This window comes from Actinopolyspora mortivallis (assembly GCF_003001495.1).
Lineage (GTDB): Bacteria > Actinomycetota > Actinomycetes > Mycobacteriales > Pseudonocardiaceae > Actinopolyspora > Actinopolyspora mortivallis_A.
Genome location: NZ_PVSR01000015.1, coordinates 21,615 through 40,322, shown reverse-complemented (window position 1 = coordinate 40,322; position 18,708 = coordinate 21,615). Strand labels below are relative to the sequence as shown.

The following is an 18,708-nucleotide window of genomic DNA, read 5'->3' as shown; positions in this document are numbered from 1 at the left end:
CCACCGCGAGCGAAACCACGTCCGGAAGGGAACGAAGAACCAGTGAGCTCACACACCCGGCAGCACCCCGCCTACGCGGTCTCCCGGCCGGTGCTCGACTACGCCACCGTGCGCCTGGCCTCCAACCCCGGGCCGATGACACTGGACGGAACCAACACCTGGATCGTGGGCGCTCCCGAGGCCGAGGAGTGCGTGGTGATCGACCCGGGTCCGGCCGAGGAGGAGCACCTGCGTGCCGTGGGCGGGACACGGCCGGTGGCCGGGATCCTGCTCACCCACCACCACCCGGACCACACCGAGGCGGTCACGGAACTCGCCCGGCGCACCGGCGCACCGGTGCGCGCCGCCGACCCGGAGTGGTGCACGGACTCCCCGGCCGGACGGGACTCGGGATTCGGGACGGGACAGCTGCGGGACGGCGAGGTCGTCACGGCGGCCGGGCTGCGGCTGCGTGTGCTGGCCACCCCCGGGCACACCGCCGACTCGGTGTGTCTGCACACCGAGCACGGGGGCGTCCCGGCGGTCTTCGCGGGGGACAGCCTGCTCGGACGCGGGACCACGGTGGTCATGGCCGAGGACGGCCATCTCGGTTCGTACCTGGAGTCGCTGCGTCGTCTGACGGAACTTCCCGAGGGCACCTGGCTGCTGCCCGGCCACGGTCCCGAACTCCCCGGTGCCCCCGCCGTGGCGGAACACTACCTCGCGCACCGGAGGCAGCGGCTCGACCAGGTGCGGACCGCGGTACGCGGGATGGTGGGCGAGATCGACGCCGCGAGGGTGGTCGACGTGGTCTACACCGACATCGATCCCGCCGTGCGTCCCGCCGCCGAGAGCACCGTGCTGGCACAGCTGGAGCACCTCAGGGAGCTGGGCGAGCTCTGAAGCGGCCCGTTTCCGTTTGTCTCCCCGTGCCCGGCGGGTATCGCCCTGGTGAGTGACGAGAGGGGAAAGGAGGCGAGGACCATGAGCCAACCCGTGCCGGTGCACCGTGGAGAACACGGTTCGTTGGGCAGCCGTCCGGTTCCCGCGTTCTGGCAGGAGCCGTTCCGGGAGCTGGAGGACATCTGGGACCGCATGGAGCGGATGCTCGACCCCGGGTGGCGGACCACCCGCCCCACCGAGGCGTGGCAGCCGATGGTCGACGTGGAGGAGACCGAGGACGCCTACCTGTTCGAGCTGGAGGTACCCGGGGTCAACAGGGACGACCTCACCGTGGAGGTCCGCGACCACGAGCTGTGGGTCAGCGGACGCACCGAGGAACGGGAACGCACGGGGACGCTGCACCGGAAGACCCGACGCACCGGAAGCTTCTCCTACCGCACCACGCTTCCCTCCGAGGTGGACAGCCAGAACGTGGAGGCGAAGCTGGAGAACGGGGTGCTGAGCATCCGGGTGCGGAAGAGCGAGGAGACCAAGCCCCGGCGCGTGGAGATCCATTGACGGTGCCGAGCGCCACGGAGGGCACGCCTCCTGCGGGGTCCCCGCCGCGTGCGGGACGTGTCCCCGCCCGCGACGGGCCACGCCGGTGGCCCCGGGATCAGCCCGTGGTCGTGCCCACCGTCGCCCACCGGTCCTCCGGGTTCCGCGGCGTGGGCAGGAGGGTGCGACGCCGCAGCCAGAGCAGCCCACCGAGCACGAGTCCGAGTCCGCCGGCGACGAGGAAGGCCGTCGCGGAGGTCCTCCACTCCACGAGCTGTCCGCTCAGGGACTGGCCCGCCGCGGCTCCGAGGGTCACGGCGGTGATCACCCAGGCGAAGGCCTCCGTGGCGGTCCCCTCCGGGGCCACCGCCTCCAGGGCCACCGAGTGGGCGGTGGACTGGGGCGTGACCAGGCTGCCCGCCACCAGCAGCGCCACCGTGAGCCCCGCGAGTGTTCCCGGCAGGGCGAGCAGCGCCACCAGCACGGCGAACACGGTGAGCAGGGTGGGCAGCCGCAGGTACATCGGCCTGGGCCAGGGACGGGTGCCGTACAGCACGCCGAACACCACCGAGCTCACCGACAACGCGCTGAGCAGCAGCCCGCCCACGGCGGCGTGTCCGGCGCGTTCGGCAGCGGCGGGAACCGCCACCTCGACCATGCCCAGCAGCAGGCCGAAACCGAAGGCGGCCAGGGCGAGTGTCCGCATCCCCGAGGTGGCCAGCGCTCCGAGCAGCGAGCCGGACGGCGGGTCGTCCACCGGGCGCTGCCTACGGGCGGCCGGGGTGACGGCGAAGCCGACGCTTCCGAGGATCATGCAGCTCGCTCCCACGACCAGGGCGGTTCCCGGCCAGGGCGTGGTCACGAGCAGGCCCGCGATGCCCGGTCCCAGGATGAAGAAGACCTCCATGCTGATGGCCTCGTAGGAGTAGGCGGCGTCCCGGACTCTGCCCGCCGGCAACAGCAGGGTCCACAGCGCGCGGGAGGCGGGACCCGTCATGGGTTCGCTCGTTCCCACGGCCACCGCCAGCAGCACCATGGCGACTCCGGGGCCGTCCGCCTCGATCATCCCGATCTCGGCCACCACGAAACCGGCGAACAGGGTGGAGACCACCAGCAGCGGGCGGGTGGGGCCGAGGCGGTCCATGATCCGTCCCTGCACCACGGAGCCGCAGGCCACTCCCACGAGGTTGCCGGCCGAGACGAGACCGGCGACGCCGAAGGATCCGGTGGCCCGTTGCACGTACAGCAGCAGGGACAGCCCGATCATGGCCACGGGCAGCCGCGCCAGGATCGAGGTCAGCACCGGCGCCCCGGCACCACGCGTGCTCAGGGCCTGTCGGTAGTCGGCGAGACTCACGGAATGGGACACGCGTACCATTATTACGAAAACAGTACGGCAGTACCATCGGTTTTCGGGTTATCCGCCTCACCACCCTCCCCCTGGGAACACGGAAACCGCAGCGCACCCGGGACTGCCCCGCCCGCCGAAACCGGGCGGAAAAAATCTGCCGGAGCACGCAACCCACACGCGCTCCGGTACGTCTTCACGGGTGAAAAGGCTTGGCAAGGTGGCTCCCCGAGGCGCACGCTGAAGGTGAGCAACGCGGGAACGGTCCCAGGACCACCCGCGTGGCCACCGGTTTTCCAGGGAGCTGGACCGACGCCAGGACCTTTCCCGTCGCCGTACGGGGGTTCGGCGGCGGAGAACCGGAGACAGCCTTCGATGTGGTGGTTCGGGGCCGACGCATCGAGGGATCGGGGAAGCGTGGTTGGTCGGGGGACGAGCCACGCGACGAGAAAGGACCGGAGCGCCGCGTCGGGGGTGGCGCCCGGTCCTTTCTCGTTTCGTCGTCAACCGCTCCGGGCGAGCCCACGACCGGCGTCCGCCCCCGGACTCCCGAGCCGCTCCACGGCCCGGCCCCGTCGGCGGGAACACCCGCGCACCGGCGAGCGCCTCCGACACGCGCTCCTCCGCAACACGGGGTGCCCGCCCGGCGGAAGGGGATCACCCCTTCCGGCCGGATGCGAACCCGGGGACGCCCGCGAGATCTCCGGAAGGCGAACCTAACCCGGCGAACCGCACGCGGACACGAAAAACCGCACCGTCCCCCTCACCGGATCCCGATCCGAATGAGCGGTCGGCGCGCTGCGACCACGCTCGGGAAAGCTCGGAAGTGGCGTGCCGTGCAGAACGCGGATCAGCGAGCCCGGCGAGCCAGCCGCTCGGGATCGAGAATCAGCACGCTCTTGCCCTCGAGTCGGAGCCAACCACGGTGTGCGAAGTCGGCGAGGGCCTTGTTCACGGTCTCCCGTGAAGCACCCACGTACTGTGCGATCTCCTCCTGGGTCAGGTCGTGCGTCACACGCAACAGACCCGACTCCTGGCTGCCGAAACGCTGCGCGAGCTGCAACAGCGCCTTGGCCACCCGACCCGGGACATCCGTGAAGATCAGGTCGGCCAGCATCCCGTTCGTCCTGCGCAGCCTGCGGGCAACCACCCGGAGCAGCTGTTCGGCGATCTCCGGGCGCGTGCCGATCCACTGCCGTAGCGCGCTCCGGTCCATGGTCAGCGCACGCACGTCCGTCACCGTGGTGGCGGTCGACGTACGCGGCCCCGGATCGAAGATCGACAGTTCGCCGAACATGTCCGAAGGGCCCATGATCGCCAGCAGGTTCTCCCTGCCGTCGGGAGACTTCCGCCCGAGCTTGACCTTGCCGGACTGGATGATGTAGAGGCGATCCCCCGGCTCACCCTCGGCGAAAATCACGTGGCCACGCGGGAACTCGACCGGTTCCAGCGATTGCGTCAGTGCCTCCGCGGCAGCCGGCTCCACTCCCTGGAAGATACCGGCCCGCGACAGGGTCTCGTCCACCTCGTCCCTCCATGTTGAGACGCGGCGGCTGCTCTCGACACCGGCCACCGCCCGTGGGCGGCGACCGGCGTGTGCCGCCTATCACCACAACCCAGTCTACGACCGGTCACGTGAACGGCGGGTACGTAGTCTGCCGGCGCGTCCCACCCTGCGAAGCTGGAACAGCTCCAGCGCACGTCCAATTCCCTGCCGGAACAGCGCCCGGACCTCGTCCGGACGGGCGTTCTCCAGCAGCTCCTCCACCTCGTTCTCCTGTACCGCCACGTGTCGGAGCCGCGCCTCCACACGCTCCATGAAGAGCGTGAAAAACATGATCACGAGCGGTACGACGATAACGAACCAGGCAGTCATTGTTACTCCATCCTCGCTCATACCCCGGTGGGACTCGCAACCGGGGTATTTGGGAGCGCTTCCACAGTCGGACCGAACCCCCGTGACCGGCAAAAATGGCGAAAATCACTCGGATCGGCTCGGACGAACGCCTCCCACCGCCCCGCACAGGAGTGGTCGGTCTCATACACGGTCGCCCGTCCCTCGACCCGAATCCGTAGGCTAGTGGGGTGTCCGACCCAGTTCCGAGCACCCCGAACCGCGCCACCACGGGCAACCGCACACCGAACTCCGAGAGCAGACTCGCTCTGGTGCGGCGCGCGCGTCGGATCATGCGCACACTGGCCGCGGCCTACCCCGACGCGCACTGCGAGCTGAATTTCGACGACCCGCTGCAACTGACGGTGGCGACGATCCTGTCCGCCCAGTGCACCGACAAACGCGTCAACGAGGTGACCCCGAAGCTGTTCGCCCGCTACCCCACGGCGGCCGACTACGCGGGGGCCGACCGCGCCGAGCTGGAGGAGCTGATCCGCCCCACAGGGTTCTACCGGAACAAGGCGAACTCGCTGATGGGGCTGGGAGCCGCCCTCGTGGAACGGCACGGCGGGCAGGTGCCCTCGACCCTGGAGGAGCTGGTCCGGCTGCCGGGGATCGGCCGCAAGACCGCGAACGTGATCCTGGGCAACGCCTTCGACGTTCCCGGCCTGACCGTGGACACCCATTTCGGGCGCCTGGTCCGCCGGTGGGGCTGGACCGAGGCCGAGGATCCCGTGAAGATCGAGAAGGCCGTCGGTGAGCTCATCCCGCGCAAGGAGTGGACGATGCTCTCGCACCGCGTGATCTTCCACGGACGCAGGGTCTGTCACGCCCGCAGACCCGCCTGCGGTGCCTGTCCCCTGGCCAGGGACTGCCCCTCCTACGGACACGGCCCCACCGACCCGGCCACGGCCGCCGAGCTGGTGCGCGGCCCCGAGGCCGAGAGACTGCTCGAACTCGCCGGGCTGCGCGGAACGGACGGCGAGGCCGCCCCCTCCGTCACCCCGGAGGCCTCGGCGGGATGAGCTCGAAAACCCCCCGGTGGCGCGGTTTCGGCCGCGAGATCCGCTGGACCCTGACGGTGCTGGTGGTCGCCGTGCTCGGCGTCGTGGCCCTGTGGCCGAGGGAGGACGACACGCCGTCCACACCGGAAACCCCGGCGAACTCCGGACGGGCCGGGGCCGACCTCGGCGAGCTGCGTGCCCGGGCCGCGCTGGCGGAGTGCTCCCCCGCCCCCCGCTCCGGCCCCTCCGTGGCCGAGCTGGAGGGGGCGAGCGGAACCTGCCTGGGCGACGGCTCCCCCGTCGAGCTGGCGGACATGCTCGGCGAGAGGGGCACGCTGATCAACGTGTGGGCATCCTGGTGCCCACCCTGCCGCAGGGAACTGCCCGCCCTGCAGAGCTACTCCGAACAACCGGACTCGGTGCGGGTGATCGGGGTGCAGGTCCGCAGCGACGCGGCCGGGGGCCTCGAACTGCTGGACAGCCTGGACGTGCGGCTGCCCGTGGTGCACGACTCCGGCGGACGCGTGGCCGAACGGCTGCGGGTGCCCACGACGCTTCCCGTGAGCTACCTCGTCACCCCCGAGGGAGAGGTGCGGCGGATGCCTCCCGAGGTGTTCGACTCGGCCACCCAGGTCCGCCAGGCGGTGCACAGTGAGTTGGAGGCCCGGTGAACGAGGAACACGGCCCGCTGGTCGACCCGCGCACGCTCCCCGACTGGCTGCGCCCACTGGCGCGGCGGTCCGCCGAGATCTCCCCGCGCGACCTCGGTCTGCCCCGGGCACCCTGCGAGAGCGACGTGCGCCCCGCCGCCGTGCTGATCCTGCTCGGCGCCGAGGACACCCGCTCCGGTCCCGACGTGCTGCTGTTGCGTCGTGCCGACGGCCTGAACTCCCACCCCGGCCAGGTCGCCTTCCCCGGCGGAGCCGTCGACGCCGACGACACGGGGCCCGTGGGAGCGGCGCTGCGGGAGGCCGCCGAGGAGGTGGGGGTGCGTTCGACCGGGATCACCCCGGTGGCCACGCTGCCGGAGCTGCACCTCGCCCACAGCGCCTTCCGGGTCACCCCGGTGATCGCACACTGGCACGAACCCGCCCCGGTGCGACCGGTGGACCCCGGGGAGACCGCTGCCGTGGCCCGGGTGCCCGTGGTACGACTGGCCGATCCGGACAACAGGTTCATGGTGCGGTTCGCGGGACGGACCTCCCCTGCCTTCCTCGTTCCCGGGATGCTGGTCTGGGGCTTCACCGGAGGGCTGCTCTCCGGGCTGCTGGACCTCGCGGGGTGGTCACGTCCGTGGAACCGTGGGGACGTACGGGAACTGGACGAGGCGTGGCGGGCCGCGGTGGCCACAGAGGATCCCGGTTCCGAACGCTGAAGGGCCGGTCGGGTGAAATAACCCGTAGAGGATCAACACGGGAGGTGATCACCTTCGGGCGCTGTACACCCGCCACCGCCCCGGGCCGGCAGGACCACCGGCCCGCCGCGAGCGGCACCCGACGGAACGGGCGATGCCCTCATGTTCTCAGCAGAAGCCGAGGTGACCGGTGAACTGGGTCGACGTGCTGGTGGTGCTGCTGGCGCTGCTGGCTGCCCTGTCCGGGGGACGCCACGGGCTGGTCACCGCGCTGCTCTCCTTCGTGGGGGTGGTCGCCGGGGCGATCGTGGGAGTGCGGCTGGCCCCGCTGCTGCTCGAACGGGTGGACAGCGCCGGCGCGCGCATCGGTTTCGGCGTGGGGATCGTCGTGCTGCTCGTCGCGCTCGGCGAAACCCTCGGGATGTGGGCCGGGCGCGAGCTGCGTGACCGGTTCACCGGACACCGCCGACTGGTCGGGATGGACAACGCACTCGGCGCGGTGGTGCAGGGCACGGCGGTCTTCGTGGTGGCGTGGCTGGTGGCGCTTCCGTTCACCTCGGCCTCGGCGCTGCCGGGGCTGGCTTCGGCCGTCAGTGACTCCCGCGTGCTGCGCACCGTCGACTCGATCATGCCCGAGTCGGCGCGCTCCCTGCCGTCCGAACTGCGACGGATGCTGGGCGTCAGCGGCTTCCCCGAGGCGCTGGAGCCGTTCTCCCGGACCCCGGTGGCCAGCATCGAGCCCCCCGACCCGGAGCTGGCCCGCAGCGAGGTCGTCCGACAGCTGCGCCCCAGCGTGGTCAAGGTGCGGGGCAGGGCCCCGGACTGCGGTCGTGCCCTGGAGGGGACCGGCTTCGTCGTGGCCGACAACAGGGTGATCACCAACGCGCACGTGGTGGCGGGAACCGACCGGGTCTTCGTCGAAGTGGGACGTGGTCAGTTCGCGGCGAAGGTGGTCTCCTTCGACCCGGACGAGGACGTGGCGGTGCTGTCCGTGCCCTCCCTGCGGGCCCAGCCCCTGGACGTGTCCCCGGAGCCCGTGAACTCCGGCACCGACGTGATCGTGCTCGGCTACCCGCTGGACGGGCCCTACACGGCTTCCGCCGGCAGGGTCCGGGAACGGATCGACCTGCGGGGACCGGACATCTACGGTGACTCGACCGTGGTCCGCGACGTGTACACGGTGCGGGCCCAGGTACGCAGCGGGAACTCGGGCGGTCCGCTGGTCGACGAGAACGGCCGGGTGGTCGGGCTGGTCTTCGGGGCCGCCGTGGACAACCGCAACACCGGGTTCGCGCTCACGGCCGAGGAGATGGCCGACGAGGTGGCCGCCGCACCGGGACTGTCCGAGGAGGTTCCCACCGGGGCCTGCACCGAGTGAGCTCGCCGGCTCACTCCCGCGTCGGCTGGTGACCGTCCTCGGTGTGGCGGTGCCGGAGCTGGGCCGTCTCCTTCAGGGAGTCGATCGTCCTCCGGGGAGCTCGGACCCGACGGACGCGCAGATAGCCGACCAGGGCCAGCAGGACCGCCACCACCAGCATCAGCAGGAACACGATCCCGAACGCGGCCCACCGCCACAGTCCGACCGCCGCCAGTCCCTCGGCGAGGGTGAAGAACAGGAAGAAGCTGCTGAAGGCGAGCACGGTCAGCGCCAGCACGAAGAAGACACTGCCCTTCAGTGCCTTGCGCGCCTCTCCGGCGACTTCCGCCTTGGCGAGTTCCAGCTCCCCCCGCACCAGCGCGGACAGGTGAGTGGCCACGTCCCGGGCGAGCGTTCCGATCGACTGCTCCGCGCCCGCACCGGTGCCTTCCTCGGACAGGGGGACGGAGGTGGCCGTGGCGGCGCTGTCGGAGGTTCCGTGTTGTTCGTTCTGGGCACTGTTCACGATCGTCATCGTGCCACGAACCCCCGGCCGTGACTCAGTGACGCGCCAGAGGCGATTTCGTCACTTCCCTCCCGCCTCGCTCGGATCAGCTCAACCGTCGGAGGCCACCCCCGGTGATCATCCCCCTGTGGGTCGGTGCGAAACACCTCCGCCACAGCACGAGCGCATCGACCAGTCCGCTGGACCCGGCCGGACGGGTCACCCCGGCTCGCCCTGTGCCTGGACCTCCGTGCGGGAACGGTCGTGCTTCCTGCGCAGCATCAACAGCAGGGTGGCGCCGACGGAGGCCACGGCGGAGGCGATGAGCACGGCGGCCTTGGCCTGGTCGGCCGCGGCTCCGGAAAGCGACAGGTCGGCGATCAACAGGCTGACCGTGAACCCGACCCCACCGAGCATCGCCAGGGCGAACAGGTCACGCCAGGCCACCCCCTTGGGGGGTGTTCCGAAGCCGAGCTTGATCGCCACGAAGGAGGTGCCGAAGATCCCCAGCATCTTGCCGAACACCAGACCGACCATCACCGCGATGGCGATCCGGTCGTGGAAGACCGCGCCCAGGGCCTCGGCTCCCACGGGAACCCCGGCGGCGAACAGGGCGAACACCGGGACCACCAGTCCGGCCGACCAGGGTTGCAGCCGGTGCTCCAGCCTCATGGACGGCGAGGCCCGTTCGTAGGGGTCCGGGCGCACCCTGGTCAGCAGTCCGAGCGCGACACCGGCGATGGTGGCGTGGACCCCGCTGCTGTGCACCGCCACCCACGTGGCCACGGCCAGGGGGACGTACAGCCACGAGGTGCGGATCCGCTTGCGCTGGGCGTACCAGTAGCCGACGCACAGCAGCACCGCGACGAGCAGTGCGACCAGGTTCATTCCCGAGGTGAACAGCACCGCGATGACGATGATCGCGCCGAGGTCGTCGACCACGGCCAGGCTGAGCAGGAACACTCTGGCCGTGGTGGGCATCGCCGAGGCCGTCAGCGAGAGCACGCCCAGCGCGAAGGCGATGTCGGTGGCCACGGGGATCGCCCAGGCCTGCGCGGAACCGGGAGCGCCGAAGCTGATGGCCACGGCCAGCACGGCGGGCACGACCATGCCGCCGAGCGCGGCCAGCACGGGCAGGGTCGCGGTCTTGCGGTCGGAGAGGTCCCCGAGGGTCAGCTCCCGTTTGAGCTCCAAGCCGGCGACGAAGAAGAAGATGGCCAGCAGCCCGTCCTTGGCCCACTCACCGACGGTCAGGTCCAGGTGCAGCGCGTGCGGACCGAGGGTGAAGTCCCGGACGGTCTCGTAGACACCGGAGGCGGGGGAATTGGCCGCCAGCAGCGCCACCACGGTGGCGGCGAGCATGAGCATTCCGCCGACGGTCTCGTTGCGCAGGTACGAACCGAAGTCGAAGGTGCGGGCCTCCTCCGGGGCGGCGGACCGTTTCCTTCGGTTGCGCTGCGACTTCGCCACGGAGTTGCTCCCGAGATTGATGACGCCACGTACTCCACAATGACCGGTGTCCGGATCGCCCCGGAGGCGAGCCTAACACGAGGAAACCCACCGCACCCTGCTTCGCGAGCCGCGTCGGGCACGTCGCCGCCCGCACGCACCGACGGGACTTGTCAACGCGATCAGGAATTGCTAAAAGCATCGACCGAACGCGGTGAACTGCGAAAACAGCTCGAAACGGCCGGTGTGGCGAAAACACGCACCCACGGTACGGGCGGACCGACGCAGCCGGGTGTGAGAAAAATCGACGGTGGGGCACGACCCGGTCGCACCCCACCGTTCAGCGGTCACGCGAACACGTTCAGTCGTCCCCGCTTCCGGATTTCATGCCCGCGGTGATCTGCTCCATCACGCTGGAGTCGGCCAGCGTGGACACGTCACCGACCTCGCGGTTCTCCGCGACGTCGCGGAGCAGCCTGCGCATGATCTTGCCGCTGCGGGTCTTGGGCAGCTCGGAGACCACCATGATCTGCCGTGGTTTGGCGATGGGACCGATCTCGTGGGAGACGTGCTCGCGCAGGGTGGCCATCGTCGTCTCCCCCGCCGAGTCCCCGCGCGGGATGACGAAGGCGACGATGCCCTGCCCCGTCGTGGGGTCGGAGGCTCCCACCACGGCGGCCTCGGCCACACTGGGGTGTGAGACCAGCGCCGACTCGACCTCGGTGGTGGAGATCCGGTGCCCGGAGACGTTCATGACGTCGTCCACGCGGCCGAGCAGCCAGATGTCGCCGTCGTTGTCGTACTTGGCCCCGTCACCGGCGAAGTAGTAGCCCTGCTCGGCGAAGCGGGACCAGTAGGTGTCCACGAAACGCTGCTGGTCGCCCCAGATGCCGCGCAGCATGGACGGCCACGGCTTGTCGAGCACCAGCAGGCCGCCCTCGCCGTTGCCGACCCGGTTGCCGTTCTCGTCGACGACGCCCACCGACACCCCGGGTACCGGCCGCTGGGCCGAACCGGGTTTGGTGGCCGTGACGCCGGGCAGCGGGGAGATCATGATGGCGCCGGTCTCGGTCTGCCACCAGGTGTCCACGATGGGGGCGGTTCCGCCGCCGATGTGCTCGCGGTACCACATCCAGGCCTCGGGGTTGATGGGTTCCCCCACGGTTCCGAGCACCCGCAGCGTGGACAGGTCGTACCGGGCCGGGATCTCCGAGCCCCACTTCATGAAGGTGCGGATCGTGGTGGGGGCCGTGTAGTACAGGGTGACCCCGTACTTCTGCACGATCTCCCAGTGCCGCCCCTGGTGCGGGGTGTTCGGGGTGCCCTCGTAGATGACCTGGCTCGCACCGTTGGCCAGCGGGCCGTAGACGATGTAGGTGTGCCCGGTCACCCAGCCGATGTCGGCCGTGCACCAGTACACGTCGGACTCGGGTTTGAGGTCGAACACCGTGCTGTGCGTGTAGGCGGCCTGGGTGAGGTAGCCGCCCGAGGTGTGCAGGATTCCCTTGGGTTTGCCGGTGGTGCCGGAGGTGTAGAGGATGAACAGCGGGTGTTCGGAGTCGAACGCCTCGGGGGTGTGCTGTTCGGACTGACGGTCGACGAGCTCGTGCCACCACGTGTCGCGGTCCGGGTTCCAGGCGACCTCGGTGCCGGTGCGGCGCACCACCACCACGTGTTCGACGCTGGGGGTGCCCGCGACGGCCTCGTCCACGTTCGCCTTCAGCGGCATGGCCTGGCCGCGACGGAACTGGCCGTCGCAGGTGATGACCACCGTGGCCTCGGCGTCGTTGATCCGGTTGCGCAGGGCCTCGGAGGAGAATCCGCCGAAGACGACGCTGTGCAGGGCTCCCAGCCGCGCGCAGGCCAGCATCGCGAAGACCGCCTCGGGCAGCATCGGCAGGTAGATGGCCACCCGGTCGCCGGATCCGACACCGAGTTCGCTCAGCGCGTTGGCGGTCTTGGACACCTCGCGTTGGAGGTCGGAGTAGGTGATCCGACGGGAGTCTCCGGGCTCGCCCTCCCAGTAGATGGCCACCCGGTCGCCGTTGCCGGCCTCGACGTGCCGGTCCACGCAGTTGTGGGCGACGTTGAGTTCCCCGCCGACGAACCACTTCGCGAACGGGGGGTTCGACCAGTCGAGAACCTGGTTCCACTCGGTCCGCCAGGTTAAGCGGCGCGCCTGCTGGGACCAGAAGCCCAGGCGGTCCTCGGCGGCGCTGTCGTACAGCTCGGCGGTCGCGTTCGCCTCGGCCGCGAATTCCGCCGTGGGCGGGAACGTCCTGTTCTCCTCGAGGAGATTGTCCAAGGTGTTGCTCTGCCCGTCGGGCTGACTCATCGCTGTCGAACCTCCGTCGCTGCTGGCACAGCTCTGTCCGTGACGAACCGTAGTGCGATACGACTCACTTCGATAGAGGTGAAACCTGAAAAGGTTGAGACCAATTCCCCTGATCGGTGCTGCTTATGACCGACAAGTCACAGTGAGTGTAAGACTTCTCACCCGAAACTGCCCACCCGAAGGATCCTGTTTGCCTCCTTCGGAGGACAGGCCAGCATGCTGTGCTAGGCACCGGGTAGCGTCTGCGATGTGAACGCGCAGGAGTCGCTACGCCCGCTGGTCCACCTTCCGGGCGTGCCCGAGGCGGTTGAGACCGCGCGCAAGGCGATCGACGAGGTGCACGAGCACCCGGCGAACCGACGGGGGTGGGCCACCACCGCGGCCGAGGCCTCGGTCCGGGCGGCCCGTGCCTCGGCGGCGGTCGCGGGAGGCGCCGTCGAGATCCCCGAGGAGGGCACGGTGACCGACCCGCTGCTGGCCGGATCCCTGCGGGTCGCCGAGGCCCTCGGGCCACTGCTGCCCACCTGGCAACGCGCCCCGCTACAGGCCCTGGCCCGACTGCACGTGCTGGCCGCCGCCGACCTCGTCGGAGCGGACGAGCAGGAACGGCTGGGACGCCCCCGAGCCGACGAGGAGGTGTCCTCCCGGCTGGAGCTGCTGGCCCGGACGGTCACCGAACTCGGTGGACAGGCCCAGGCGGCGATCCCGGGGCCAGTGCAGGCCGCCGTGGTGCACGGGGAACTGCTCGCGCTGGCCCCCTTCGGCGAGGTCGACGGGATCATCGCCCGGGCGGCCGCACGGCTGACGGTGATCGCCAGCGGACTGGATCCCAAGGGACTCGTCGTCCCCGAAGTGGCCCACTTCCGCCGCCAGGACGAGTACGCCTCCACCGCGCGGAGGTTCTCCTCCGGCTCCACGGAGGGGGTGGCCGCGTGGATCACCTACTGCTGCCGTTCCCTGGAGGCCGGAGCCCGCGAGGCGAGGTCGATCGCGGACTCCGTGCGGAGCTGACGGCGCCCCTCGGCTCCGCCACGAGAAGAATCAGGACGAGACGTAAGGCGACACCGTGAAACGAATCCTGCTCGACTGCGACCCGGGAATCGACGACGCGCTCGCGATCGCACTGGCCCACGGCTCCCCGGAGCTGGAGGTGGTCGGCCTCACCACCGTCGCGGGCAACGTCGGCCTCGAACACACCACCCCCAACGCGCTGAGGTTGGCCGAGTTCTACGGCATGGACGTGCCGGTGGCGGCCGGGGCGCAGCGTCCGCTGGTGCGCCCGCGACACACCGCCTCCACCGTGCACGGCAGCACCGGCCTCGGCGACGTCGTCCTGCCCGAGGCGAAGCGGCAACCGCACCCCGAGCACGCGGTGGACTACATCGTGGACACCGTCTCCGCCTCCCCCGGCGAGATCAGCCTGGTCGCGGTGGGGCCGCTGACCAACATCGCCCTGGCGTTGCGCAAGGAACCGCGCATCACCGAGTGGGTCCGCGAGTTCGTGATCATGGGCGGCTCCTACACCCGGGGGAACGTCACCCCCGCGGCGGAGTTCAACATCGGCGCCGACCCGGAGGCCGCCAGCGTGGTCTTCGAGGCGCCCTGGCGCACCGTCGTGTTCGGCCTGGACCTGACCCACCAGGCCAGGGCCAGTGCCGAGGTGCGGGAACGCTTCACCGGGCTGGGCCGGTTGCAGCACGAGCTGCTCGCCCCCTGCCTGGACTTCTACGGCAGCAACAGGCAGTACCGCGAGTTGGGACCGGCCATCCACGACGCCTGCGCGGTGGCCTACGTGATCTCGCCCGAGCTGTTCACCCTGCAGGAGGCCAGGATCGACGTGGAGACCTCCGGGCGGTTCACCTCGGGCATGACCGTGACCGACTTCGCCTCGGAGGAGACGAACAACGCCGTGGTGGCCACGGCACTGGACCAACGGGGCTTCTGGGACCTGGTCACCGACGCCTTCGAACGGGTGGCCCGGACGATGCCCGCAGCCCCCTCGGCCTAGGGACCACTCGGACGGAACCGCTGGTGAACGGCCTGCGGTGGTGCTCCGCGGCGGACCTCGACAGACGTGGTGACGGTGGTCCCGCGGCGCAGCCCGCGCCCGCACGCCGGTCTCGTTCCGCCGTGTGAGACATCGGACGTAGCGGAATACTCCGCTCCGTTCGATGGTCTCCCCCGGTATGAGTCGACTTTTCGAACCCGTGAAGTTCCGGGACGTCGAGATCCGCAACCGCGCCTGGGTCGCGCCCATGTGCCAGTACTCGGCCGTCGACGGAGTCCCCGACGACTGGCACTTGGTGCACCTGGGTCAGTTCGCCACCGGGGGAGCCGGACTGGTGATCAGCGAGGCCACGGCGGTGGCCCCCGAGGGACGGATCAGCCCCGGCGACACCGGCCTGTACGACGAGGAGCAGGTGGCGGCCTGGCGTCGGATCACCGACTTCGTCCGCGCACAGGGGGCCGCCGCCGGTGTGCAACTCGCCCACGCCGGTCGCAAGGCCTCCACCTCGGCCCCGTGGGAAGGAGGGCACAGCCTCCCCGAGGAGTCGGGAGGGTGGCCGACGGTGAGTTCCACCGACCAGCCCTTCGGGCAGTTGAACGCTCCGCGCGCGCTGGACACCGCCGAGGTGGCTGCCCTGCCCGACCGTTTCGCCGAGGCGGCCCGGCGCGCCGAGGAGGCCGGCTTCGACGTGGTGGAACTGCACTTCGCCCACGGGTACCTGGCCCACCAGTTCTACTCCCCGCTGGTCAACGACCGCACCGACAAGTACGGGGGTGACTTCGCGGGCCGGGTACGGCTGCTGCTGGAGATCACCGAAGCCGTGCGCGGGGTGTGGCCGGCCGGCAAACCGCTGTTCGCCCGGATCTCGGCCACAGACTGGAGTGAGCGGGGTTGGACCGGAGCGGACTCGGTACGCCTGGCCGCGCTGTTGGCCGAACGCGGGGTGGACCTCGTGGACGCCTCCACGGGCGGAGCGGTGGCCGGGGTCTCCGTACCCGTCGGGCCGGGCTACCAGGTGCCCTACGCCCGACAGATCAGGCAGGAGGCGGGGGTTCCCGCCGGGGCGGTCGGGATGATCACCTCCCCGGAGCAGGCCGAGGAGATCGTCGCCTCCGGCTCGGCCGACGCGGTTCTGCTGGCCCGCCAGCTGCTGCGCGAGCCGCATTGGCCGCTGCACGCGGCCGACCGGCTGCGGGCCGACTCGCTGTGGCCCCGTCAGTACGAACGAGCCGCCGCGCGCTGACCGTGACCGCGTCCGGAAGGGCCGGTTGACGCACCGCCCTCTCCGGACGCACGGCCGCTGCCCCTCAGGGGGTGGGGACGCTTCCCCGCGCCCGCGTCCTCGGAGAACTCGGAGCCGTCAGCTTCCGGCGAGCTTGGCCTGCCACATCCAGTGCGCCTCCTCCAGCTTGGCCGCGATGGAGATGAGCAGGTCCTGGGTGACCAGGTCGGTCTTGTCCGTCTCGTCGATGCGTGCCCGCAGGCGGCGGATCAGTCTGCTCAGCGTCTCCACGATCGCCCGGATGACCTCGGTGTCCTGCCGCCAACCGGAGTCGAAGTCGGGCACGCCGGAGCTCTCGGCGACCGTGCTCGCCCGCGCGTCCGGAGGCACTCCGAGGGCGGCCGCGCGCTCGGCGACGCTGTCGGCGAACTGGCGTGCGCTGTTGACCAGTTCGTCCAACTGCAGGTGGACACTGCGGAAGTCGCCGCCCACCACGTTCCAGTGGGCCTGCTTGGCGACCAGGTGCAGGTCGACGAGATCGACCAGGGTGCTCTGTAGCGACTTGGCCGTGATATCCCGTTCGGCGTCACCCAGCGGGCTGGTGATCGGACTCTTCTCGGCCATTTCCTCGTACCTCCTCGCCGCCCCCGCGACGGCACCGAAAACCGGGGGCGTGGGGGAAGTACCCGACCGATCACACCCCGAAACCCGCCGACACGCACGGTCGCGGGGTCGAAACGCCCGGCGGGGAGGAGCCCCTCAGCGTTCGGAGGCGAACTCGACCACCTGGCTGCCGATGGTGTGCAGGGTCGCGGCGACCTTCTCGTCGGAGCACTCCCCTCCCGGTCCCAGGCGGGTGTCGGCCGAGTTGACCGCCGCTCCCAGTGGGGTCGGCCAGCCGCGCAGGGCGTGGGTCACCGAGCGCAGCGCCTGCAGGGTGGTCACGGTCGCCTGCCAGCCGTAGGCGATGCCCACGCACCCCACGGCCCTGCCGTGCAGATAGGGGCGGGAGTCCTCCCGCAGGTCCTCGGCGTAGTCCAGCGCGTTCTTCACCAGACCGGAGATCGTGCCGTGATAGCCGGGCGAGGCCAGCACCACACCGTCGGCCTCGCGCAGCGCCTCCACGAGCTCCCGCGCGTTCGACACGCGTTCGGTGACCGCCGGATCGTAGAACGGCATGACCAGTCCGCTTCCGGCTATCACGCGGACCTTGGCCCCGCTGTCCCGCGCGCCGGCCAGTACCGCGTGCAGGGCGCGTTCGGACTGCGAGTCGGCCCGCACCGACCCCCCGATGCCCACTACGGTCACCGCCATCGACACTGTCCTTCCTCGTCACAGGTGTTGCCCGTGAACCCGTCGGCGAACCGCGACCCGGTCACGGTGAGCGACCGACCCCCGCTGGCGCCGCCGCCCGTCCGGGTTCCCGAGCGACCGACCGGGACACGGTATGGGTTGGACCGCACTCGAGGTCAATTGCCCACCACGTGTCTCGCACCACGCACTACCAAGCGGTAGCCTCCGAGTAGTGCGGATCACAGCCCCTCCACCCGCCCGGGGCGGACCTTCTCCGGGGAACCCCTGCGCGGGGCCGGTTCGCCCGGCCGGGCACCCCCGGTCGCCACGGTCCGTGAGCCCCGGAACGCGCGGCGGGAGCGTGGGACTCCGCACCGCCCACCCTCGACCGTGGAAAGGTTCATCCGTGTCCCCACTTCTCGACGCCATCCCACACTCGGTGCAGACACGTGTCCAGTCCGCCGTGCTGCACGGCTCGATGCGCCTGCCCCGCCCCCTGCTGCGGCTGGTGGCGGGGGAACCCGTCCGGGTGGACGGCCAGGAACTCGCCGTGGAGGTCCAGGCGCTGCTGCGGCTGCAGGCGCTCGCCGGCCAGGAACGCATGTCCGCCGACACCCCCGAGAAGGCACGCACCGCCATGTCCGGCGGGCTGGAGGTGGTGCGCGGCGCTCCCCTTCCCGGTGTCCAGGTGAGCAGGCGCTGCGTCCGGGCACGCTCCGGCGAGCGTGACGCCCGGCTGTACCGTCCCACGAACCTCACCGACCCCAGCACGCTGCTGGTGTTCTACCACGGGGGCGGTTGGGTGGTCGGTGATCTCGACACCCACGACGAGCTGTGCCGCTTCCTGGCCAAGCACGCCGACATCAGGGTGCTGTCGGTGGACTACCGGCTGGCGCCGGAACACCCCTTCCCCGCGGCGGTCGAGGACGCCGTGGACGCCTACGAGTACGTGCTGGACAACGCCGAGGACCTGGGATCCAGTCCCGACTCCGTCGCGGTCGGCGGGGACAGCGCGGGCGGCAACCTGGCCGCCGTGGTCGCCCAGCACGCGCTCGCCAACGGGCTCAAGAGTCCGGTGTTGCAGTTCCTGCTCTACCCGGCCGTGGACGCCAGCACCCGCAGGCGCTCCCGCGACCTGTTCGGCAACGGGCTCCTGCTCACCGACGAGGACATGGACTGGTTCATGGACATGTACCAGCCGGACCGGGACGCCCGCACCGACCCGCGGCTGTCGGTGCTGTTGAACGGGGAACTGGAGGGGCTGGCCCCGACCGTGCTGGTCACCGCCGGGTTCGACCCGCTGCGGGACGAGGGTGAGGAGTACGGCCGGCGGCTGGCCGAGGCCGGGGTGCCGGTGGTGTCCCGGCGTTTCCCGGACCTGATCCACGGGTTTGCCAACCTGTTCGGGGCGAGCCCCCGGTTGCGGGAGGCCATGTTCGAGACCGTGGGTCACCTGCGCGCGGGACTGGCACTGCACTCCTCCTGAGGAACACGGCCCGTCGGCGGCGGGGCATCCGCGC

General features: G+C 70.6%; 18 protein-coding genes. 10 read left to right on the top strand and 8 right to left on the bottom strand.

Translation table 11 applies throughout. The features are described from left to right. Positions 1 to 42: 42 nt before the first annotated feature. Together CEP50_RS10575 and CEP50_RS10570 are read left to right on the top strand one after the other, a co-directional pair. Positions 43 to 882: an MBL fold metallo-hydrolase gene (locus tag CEP50_RS10575; RefSeq protein WP_106113772.1), complete on the top strand. Its 840-nt coding sequence runs from the start codon at positions 43 to 45 to the stop codon at positions 880 to 882. An 81-nt stretch (positions 883 to 963) separates the two neighbouring features. Further along, complete coding sequence (locus tag CEP50_RS10570; RefSeq protein ID WP_258175144.1) at positions 964 to 1,440, top strand: Hsp20/alpha crystallin family protein; 477 nt, start codon at positions 964 to 966, stop codon at positions 1,438 to 1,440. 97 nt (positions 1,441 to 1,537) lie between these two features. Here CEP50_RS10570 and CEP50_RS10565 read toward each other — a convergent pair whose 3' ends face one another. The 3 genes from CEP50_RS10565 to CEP50_RS10555 all read right to left on the bottom strand — a co-directional run bounded on the left by CEP50_RS10565 (position 1,538) and on the right by CEP50_RS10555 (position 4,643). Further along, positions 1,538 to 2,797, bottom strand: coding sequence for an MFS transporter (locus CEP50_RS10565; RefSeq protein WP_106113771.1), 1,260 nt, complete (start codon positions 2,795 to 2,797; stop codon positions 1,538 to 1,540). An 820-nt stretch (positions 2,798 to 3,617) separates the two neighbouring features. Continuing rightward, the gene (locus tag CEP50_RS10560) at positions 3,618 to 4,292 is read right to left on the bottom strand and encodes a Crp/Fnr family transcriptional regulator (protein ID WP_019855883.1); all 675 of its coding nucleotides are present in this window, start codon (positions 4,290 to 4,292) and stop codon (positions 3,618 to 3,620) included. A 96-nt stretch (positions 4,293 to 4,388) separates the two neighbouring features. Beyond that, positions 4,389 to 4,643: a hypothetical protein gene (locus CEP50_RS10555; RefSeq protein ID WP_019855884.1), complete on the bottom strand. Its 255-nt coding sequence runs from the start codon at positions 4,641 to 4,643 to the stop codon at positions 4,389 to 4,391. 209 nt (positions 4,644 to 4,852) lie between these two features. Here CEP50_RS10555 and nth point away from each other — a divergent pair, with 209 nt between their 5' ends. The 4 genes from nth (at position 4,853) to CEP50_RS10535 (ending at position 8,397) form a co-directional block, all read left to right on the top strand. Further along, complete coding sequence (nth, locus tag CEP50_RS10550; RefSeq protein WP_106113770.1) at positions 4,853 to 5,686, top strand: endonuclease III; 834 nt, start codon at positions 4,853 to 4,855, stop codon at positions 5,684 to 5,686. Then, positions 5,683 to 6,336: a TlpA family protein disulfide reductase gene (locus CEP50_RS10545; RefSeq protein ID WP_106113769.1), complete on the top strand. Its 654-nt coding sequence runs from the start codon at positions 5,683 to 5,685 to the stop codon at positions 6,334 to 6,336. Before nth ends, CEP50_RS10545 begins: the two co-directional genes overlap by 4 nt. Further along, complete coding sequence (locus CEP50_RS10540) at positions 6,333 to 7,040, top strand: NUDIX hydrolase (protein WP_106113768.1); 708 nt, start codon at positions 6,333 to 6,335, stop codon at positions 7,038 to 7,040. The genes CEP50_RS10545 and CEP50_RS10540 overlap by 4 nt, the downstream gene beginning before the upstream one ends. Before the next feature lie 169 nt (positions 7,041 to 7,209). Beyond that, entirely contained in the window at positions 7,210 to 8,397 is a 1,188-nt protein-coding gene (locus CEP50_RS10535) for a MarP family serine protease (protein WP_106113767.1), read from the top strand. A gap of 10 nt (positions 8,398 to 8,407) precedes the next feature. On the opposite strand, the gene CEP50_RS10530 is transcribed toward CEP50_RS10535, so the two are convergent. The 3 genes from CEP50_RS10530 to acs all read right to left on the bottom strand — a co-directional run bounded on the left by CEP50_RS10530 (position 8,408) and on the right by acs (position 12,665). Next, positions 8,408 to 8,911, bottom strand: coding sequence for a phage holin family protein (locus tag CEP50_RS10530; protein WP_106113766.1), 504 nt, complete (start codon positions 8,909 to 8,911; stop codon positions 8,408 to 8,410). Between the two features lie 189 nt (positions 8,912 to 9,100). Beyond that, on the bottom strand, positions 9,101 to 10,351 hold the full coding sequence (gene nhaA, locus CEP50_RS10525) for a Na+/H+ antiporter NhaA (RefSeq protein WP_106113765.1): 1,251 nt from the start codon (positions 10,349 to 10,351) through the stop codon (positions 9,101 to 9,103). A gap of 340 nt (positions 10,352 to 10,691) precedes the next feature. Beyond that, positions 10,692 to 12,665 (bottom strand): acetate--CoA ligase, encoded by a 1,974-nt coding sequence (gene acs / locus CEP50_RS10520; RefSeq protein WP_106113764.1) that lies wholly within the window; start codon positions 12,663 to 12,665, stop codon positions 10,692 to 10,694. A gap of 249 nt (positions 12,666 to 12,914) precedes the next feature. Here acs and CEP50_RS10515 point away from each other — a divergent pair, with 249 nt between their 5' ends. The 3 genes from CEP50_RS10515 to CEP50_RS10505 all read left to right on the top strand — a co-directional run bounded on the left by CEP50_RS10515 (position 12,915) and on the right by CEP50_RS10505 (position 15,916). After that, on the top strand, positions 12,915 to 13,676 hold the full coding sequence (locus CEP50_RS10515) for an oxidoreductase (protein ID WP_106113763.1): 762 nt from the start codon (positions 12,915 to 12,917) through the stop codon (positions 13,674 to 13,676). Positions 13,677 to 13,731: 55 nt separating this feature from the next. After that, complete coding sequence (locus tag CEP50_RS10510; protein WP_106113762.1) at positions 13,732 to 14,673, top strand: nucleoside hydrolase; 942 nt, start codon at positions 13,732 to 13,734, stop codon at positions 14,671 to 14,673. Positions 14,674 to 14,851: 178 nt separating this feature from the next. Next, the gene (locus CEP50_RS10505; protein WP_106113761.1) at positions 14,852 to 15,916 is read left to right on the top strand and encodes an NADH:flavin oxidoreductase/NADH oxidase; all 1,065 of its coding nucleotides are present in this window, start codon (positions 14,852 to 14,854) and stop codon (positions 15,914 to 15,916) included. Positions 15,917 to 16,033: 117 nt separating this feature from the next. On the opposite strand, the gene CEP50_RS10500 is transcribed toward CEP50_RS10505, so the two are convergent. Both CEP50_RS10500 and CEP50_RS10495 read right to left on the bottom strand, forming a co-directional pair. After that, on the bottom strand, positions 16,034 to 16,519 hold the full coding sequence (locus CEP50_RS10500) for a Dps family protein (protein ID WP_106113760.1): 486 nt from the start codon (positions 16,517 to 16,519) through the stop codon (positions 16,034 to 16,036). A gap of 135 nt (positions 16,520 to 16,654) precedes the next feature. Beyond that, entirely contained in the window at positions 16,655 to 17,209 is a 555-nt protein-coding gene (locus tag CEP50_RS10495) for an NADPH-dependent FMN reductase (protein WP_106113800.1), read from the bottom strand. Positions 17,210 to 17,594: 385 nt separating this feature from the next. Between CEP50_RS10495 and CEP50_RS10490 the strand changes: the two genes are divergently transcribed. Further along, positions 17,595 to 18,674 (top strand): alpha/beta hydrolase, encoded by a 1,080-nt coding sequence (locus CEP50_RS10490; protein WP_181188325.1) that lies wholly within the window; start codon positions 17,595 to 17,597, stop codon positions 18,672 to 18,674. The last annotated feature ends 34 nt before the right edge of the window (positions 18,675 to 18,708 follow it).

Excerpts from the sequence above, each read along its gene's own strand:
- CEP50_RS10530 (WP_106113766.1), bottom strand. The coding sequence starts at position 8,911 with ATGACGATCGTGAACAGTGCCCAGAACGAACAACACGGAACCTCCGAC.
- CEP50_RS10565 (WP_106113771.1), bottom strand. The coding sequence starts at position 2,797 with ATGGTACGCGTGTCCCATTCCGTGAGTCTCGCCGACTACCGACAGGCC.
- CEP50_RS10505 (WP_106113761.1), top strand. The coding sequence starts at position 14,852 with ATGAGTCGACTTTTCGAACCCGTGAAGTTCCGGGACGTCGAGATCCGC.
- acs (WP_106113764.1), bottom strand. The coding sequence starts at position 12,665 with ATGAGTCAGCCCGACGGGCAGAGCAACACCTTGGACAATCTCCTCGAG.
- CEP50_RS10545 (WP_106113769.1), top strand. The coding sequence starts at position 5,683 with ATGAGCTCGAAAACCCCCCGGTGGCGCGGTTTCGGCCGCGAGATCCGC.
- CEP50_RS10555 (WP_019855884.1), bottom strand. The coding sequence starts at position 4,643 with ATGACTGCCTGGTTCGTTATCGTCGTACCGCTCGTGATCATGTTTTTC.
- CEP50_RS10495 (WP_106113800.1), bottom strand. The coding sequence starts at position 17,209 with ATGGCGGTGACCGTAGTGGGCATCGGGGGGTCGGTGCGGGCCGACTCG.
- CEP50_RS10570 (WP_258175144.1), top strand. The coding sequence starts at position 964 with ATGAGCCAACCCGTGCCGGTGCACCGTGGAGAACACGGTTCGTTGGGC.
- CEP50_RS10500 (WP_106113760.1), bottom strand. The coding sequence starts at position 16,519 with ATGGCCGAGAAGAGTCCGATCACCAGCCCGCTGGGTGACGCCGAACGG.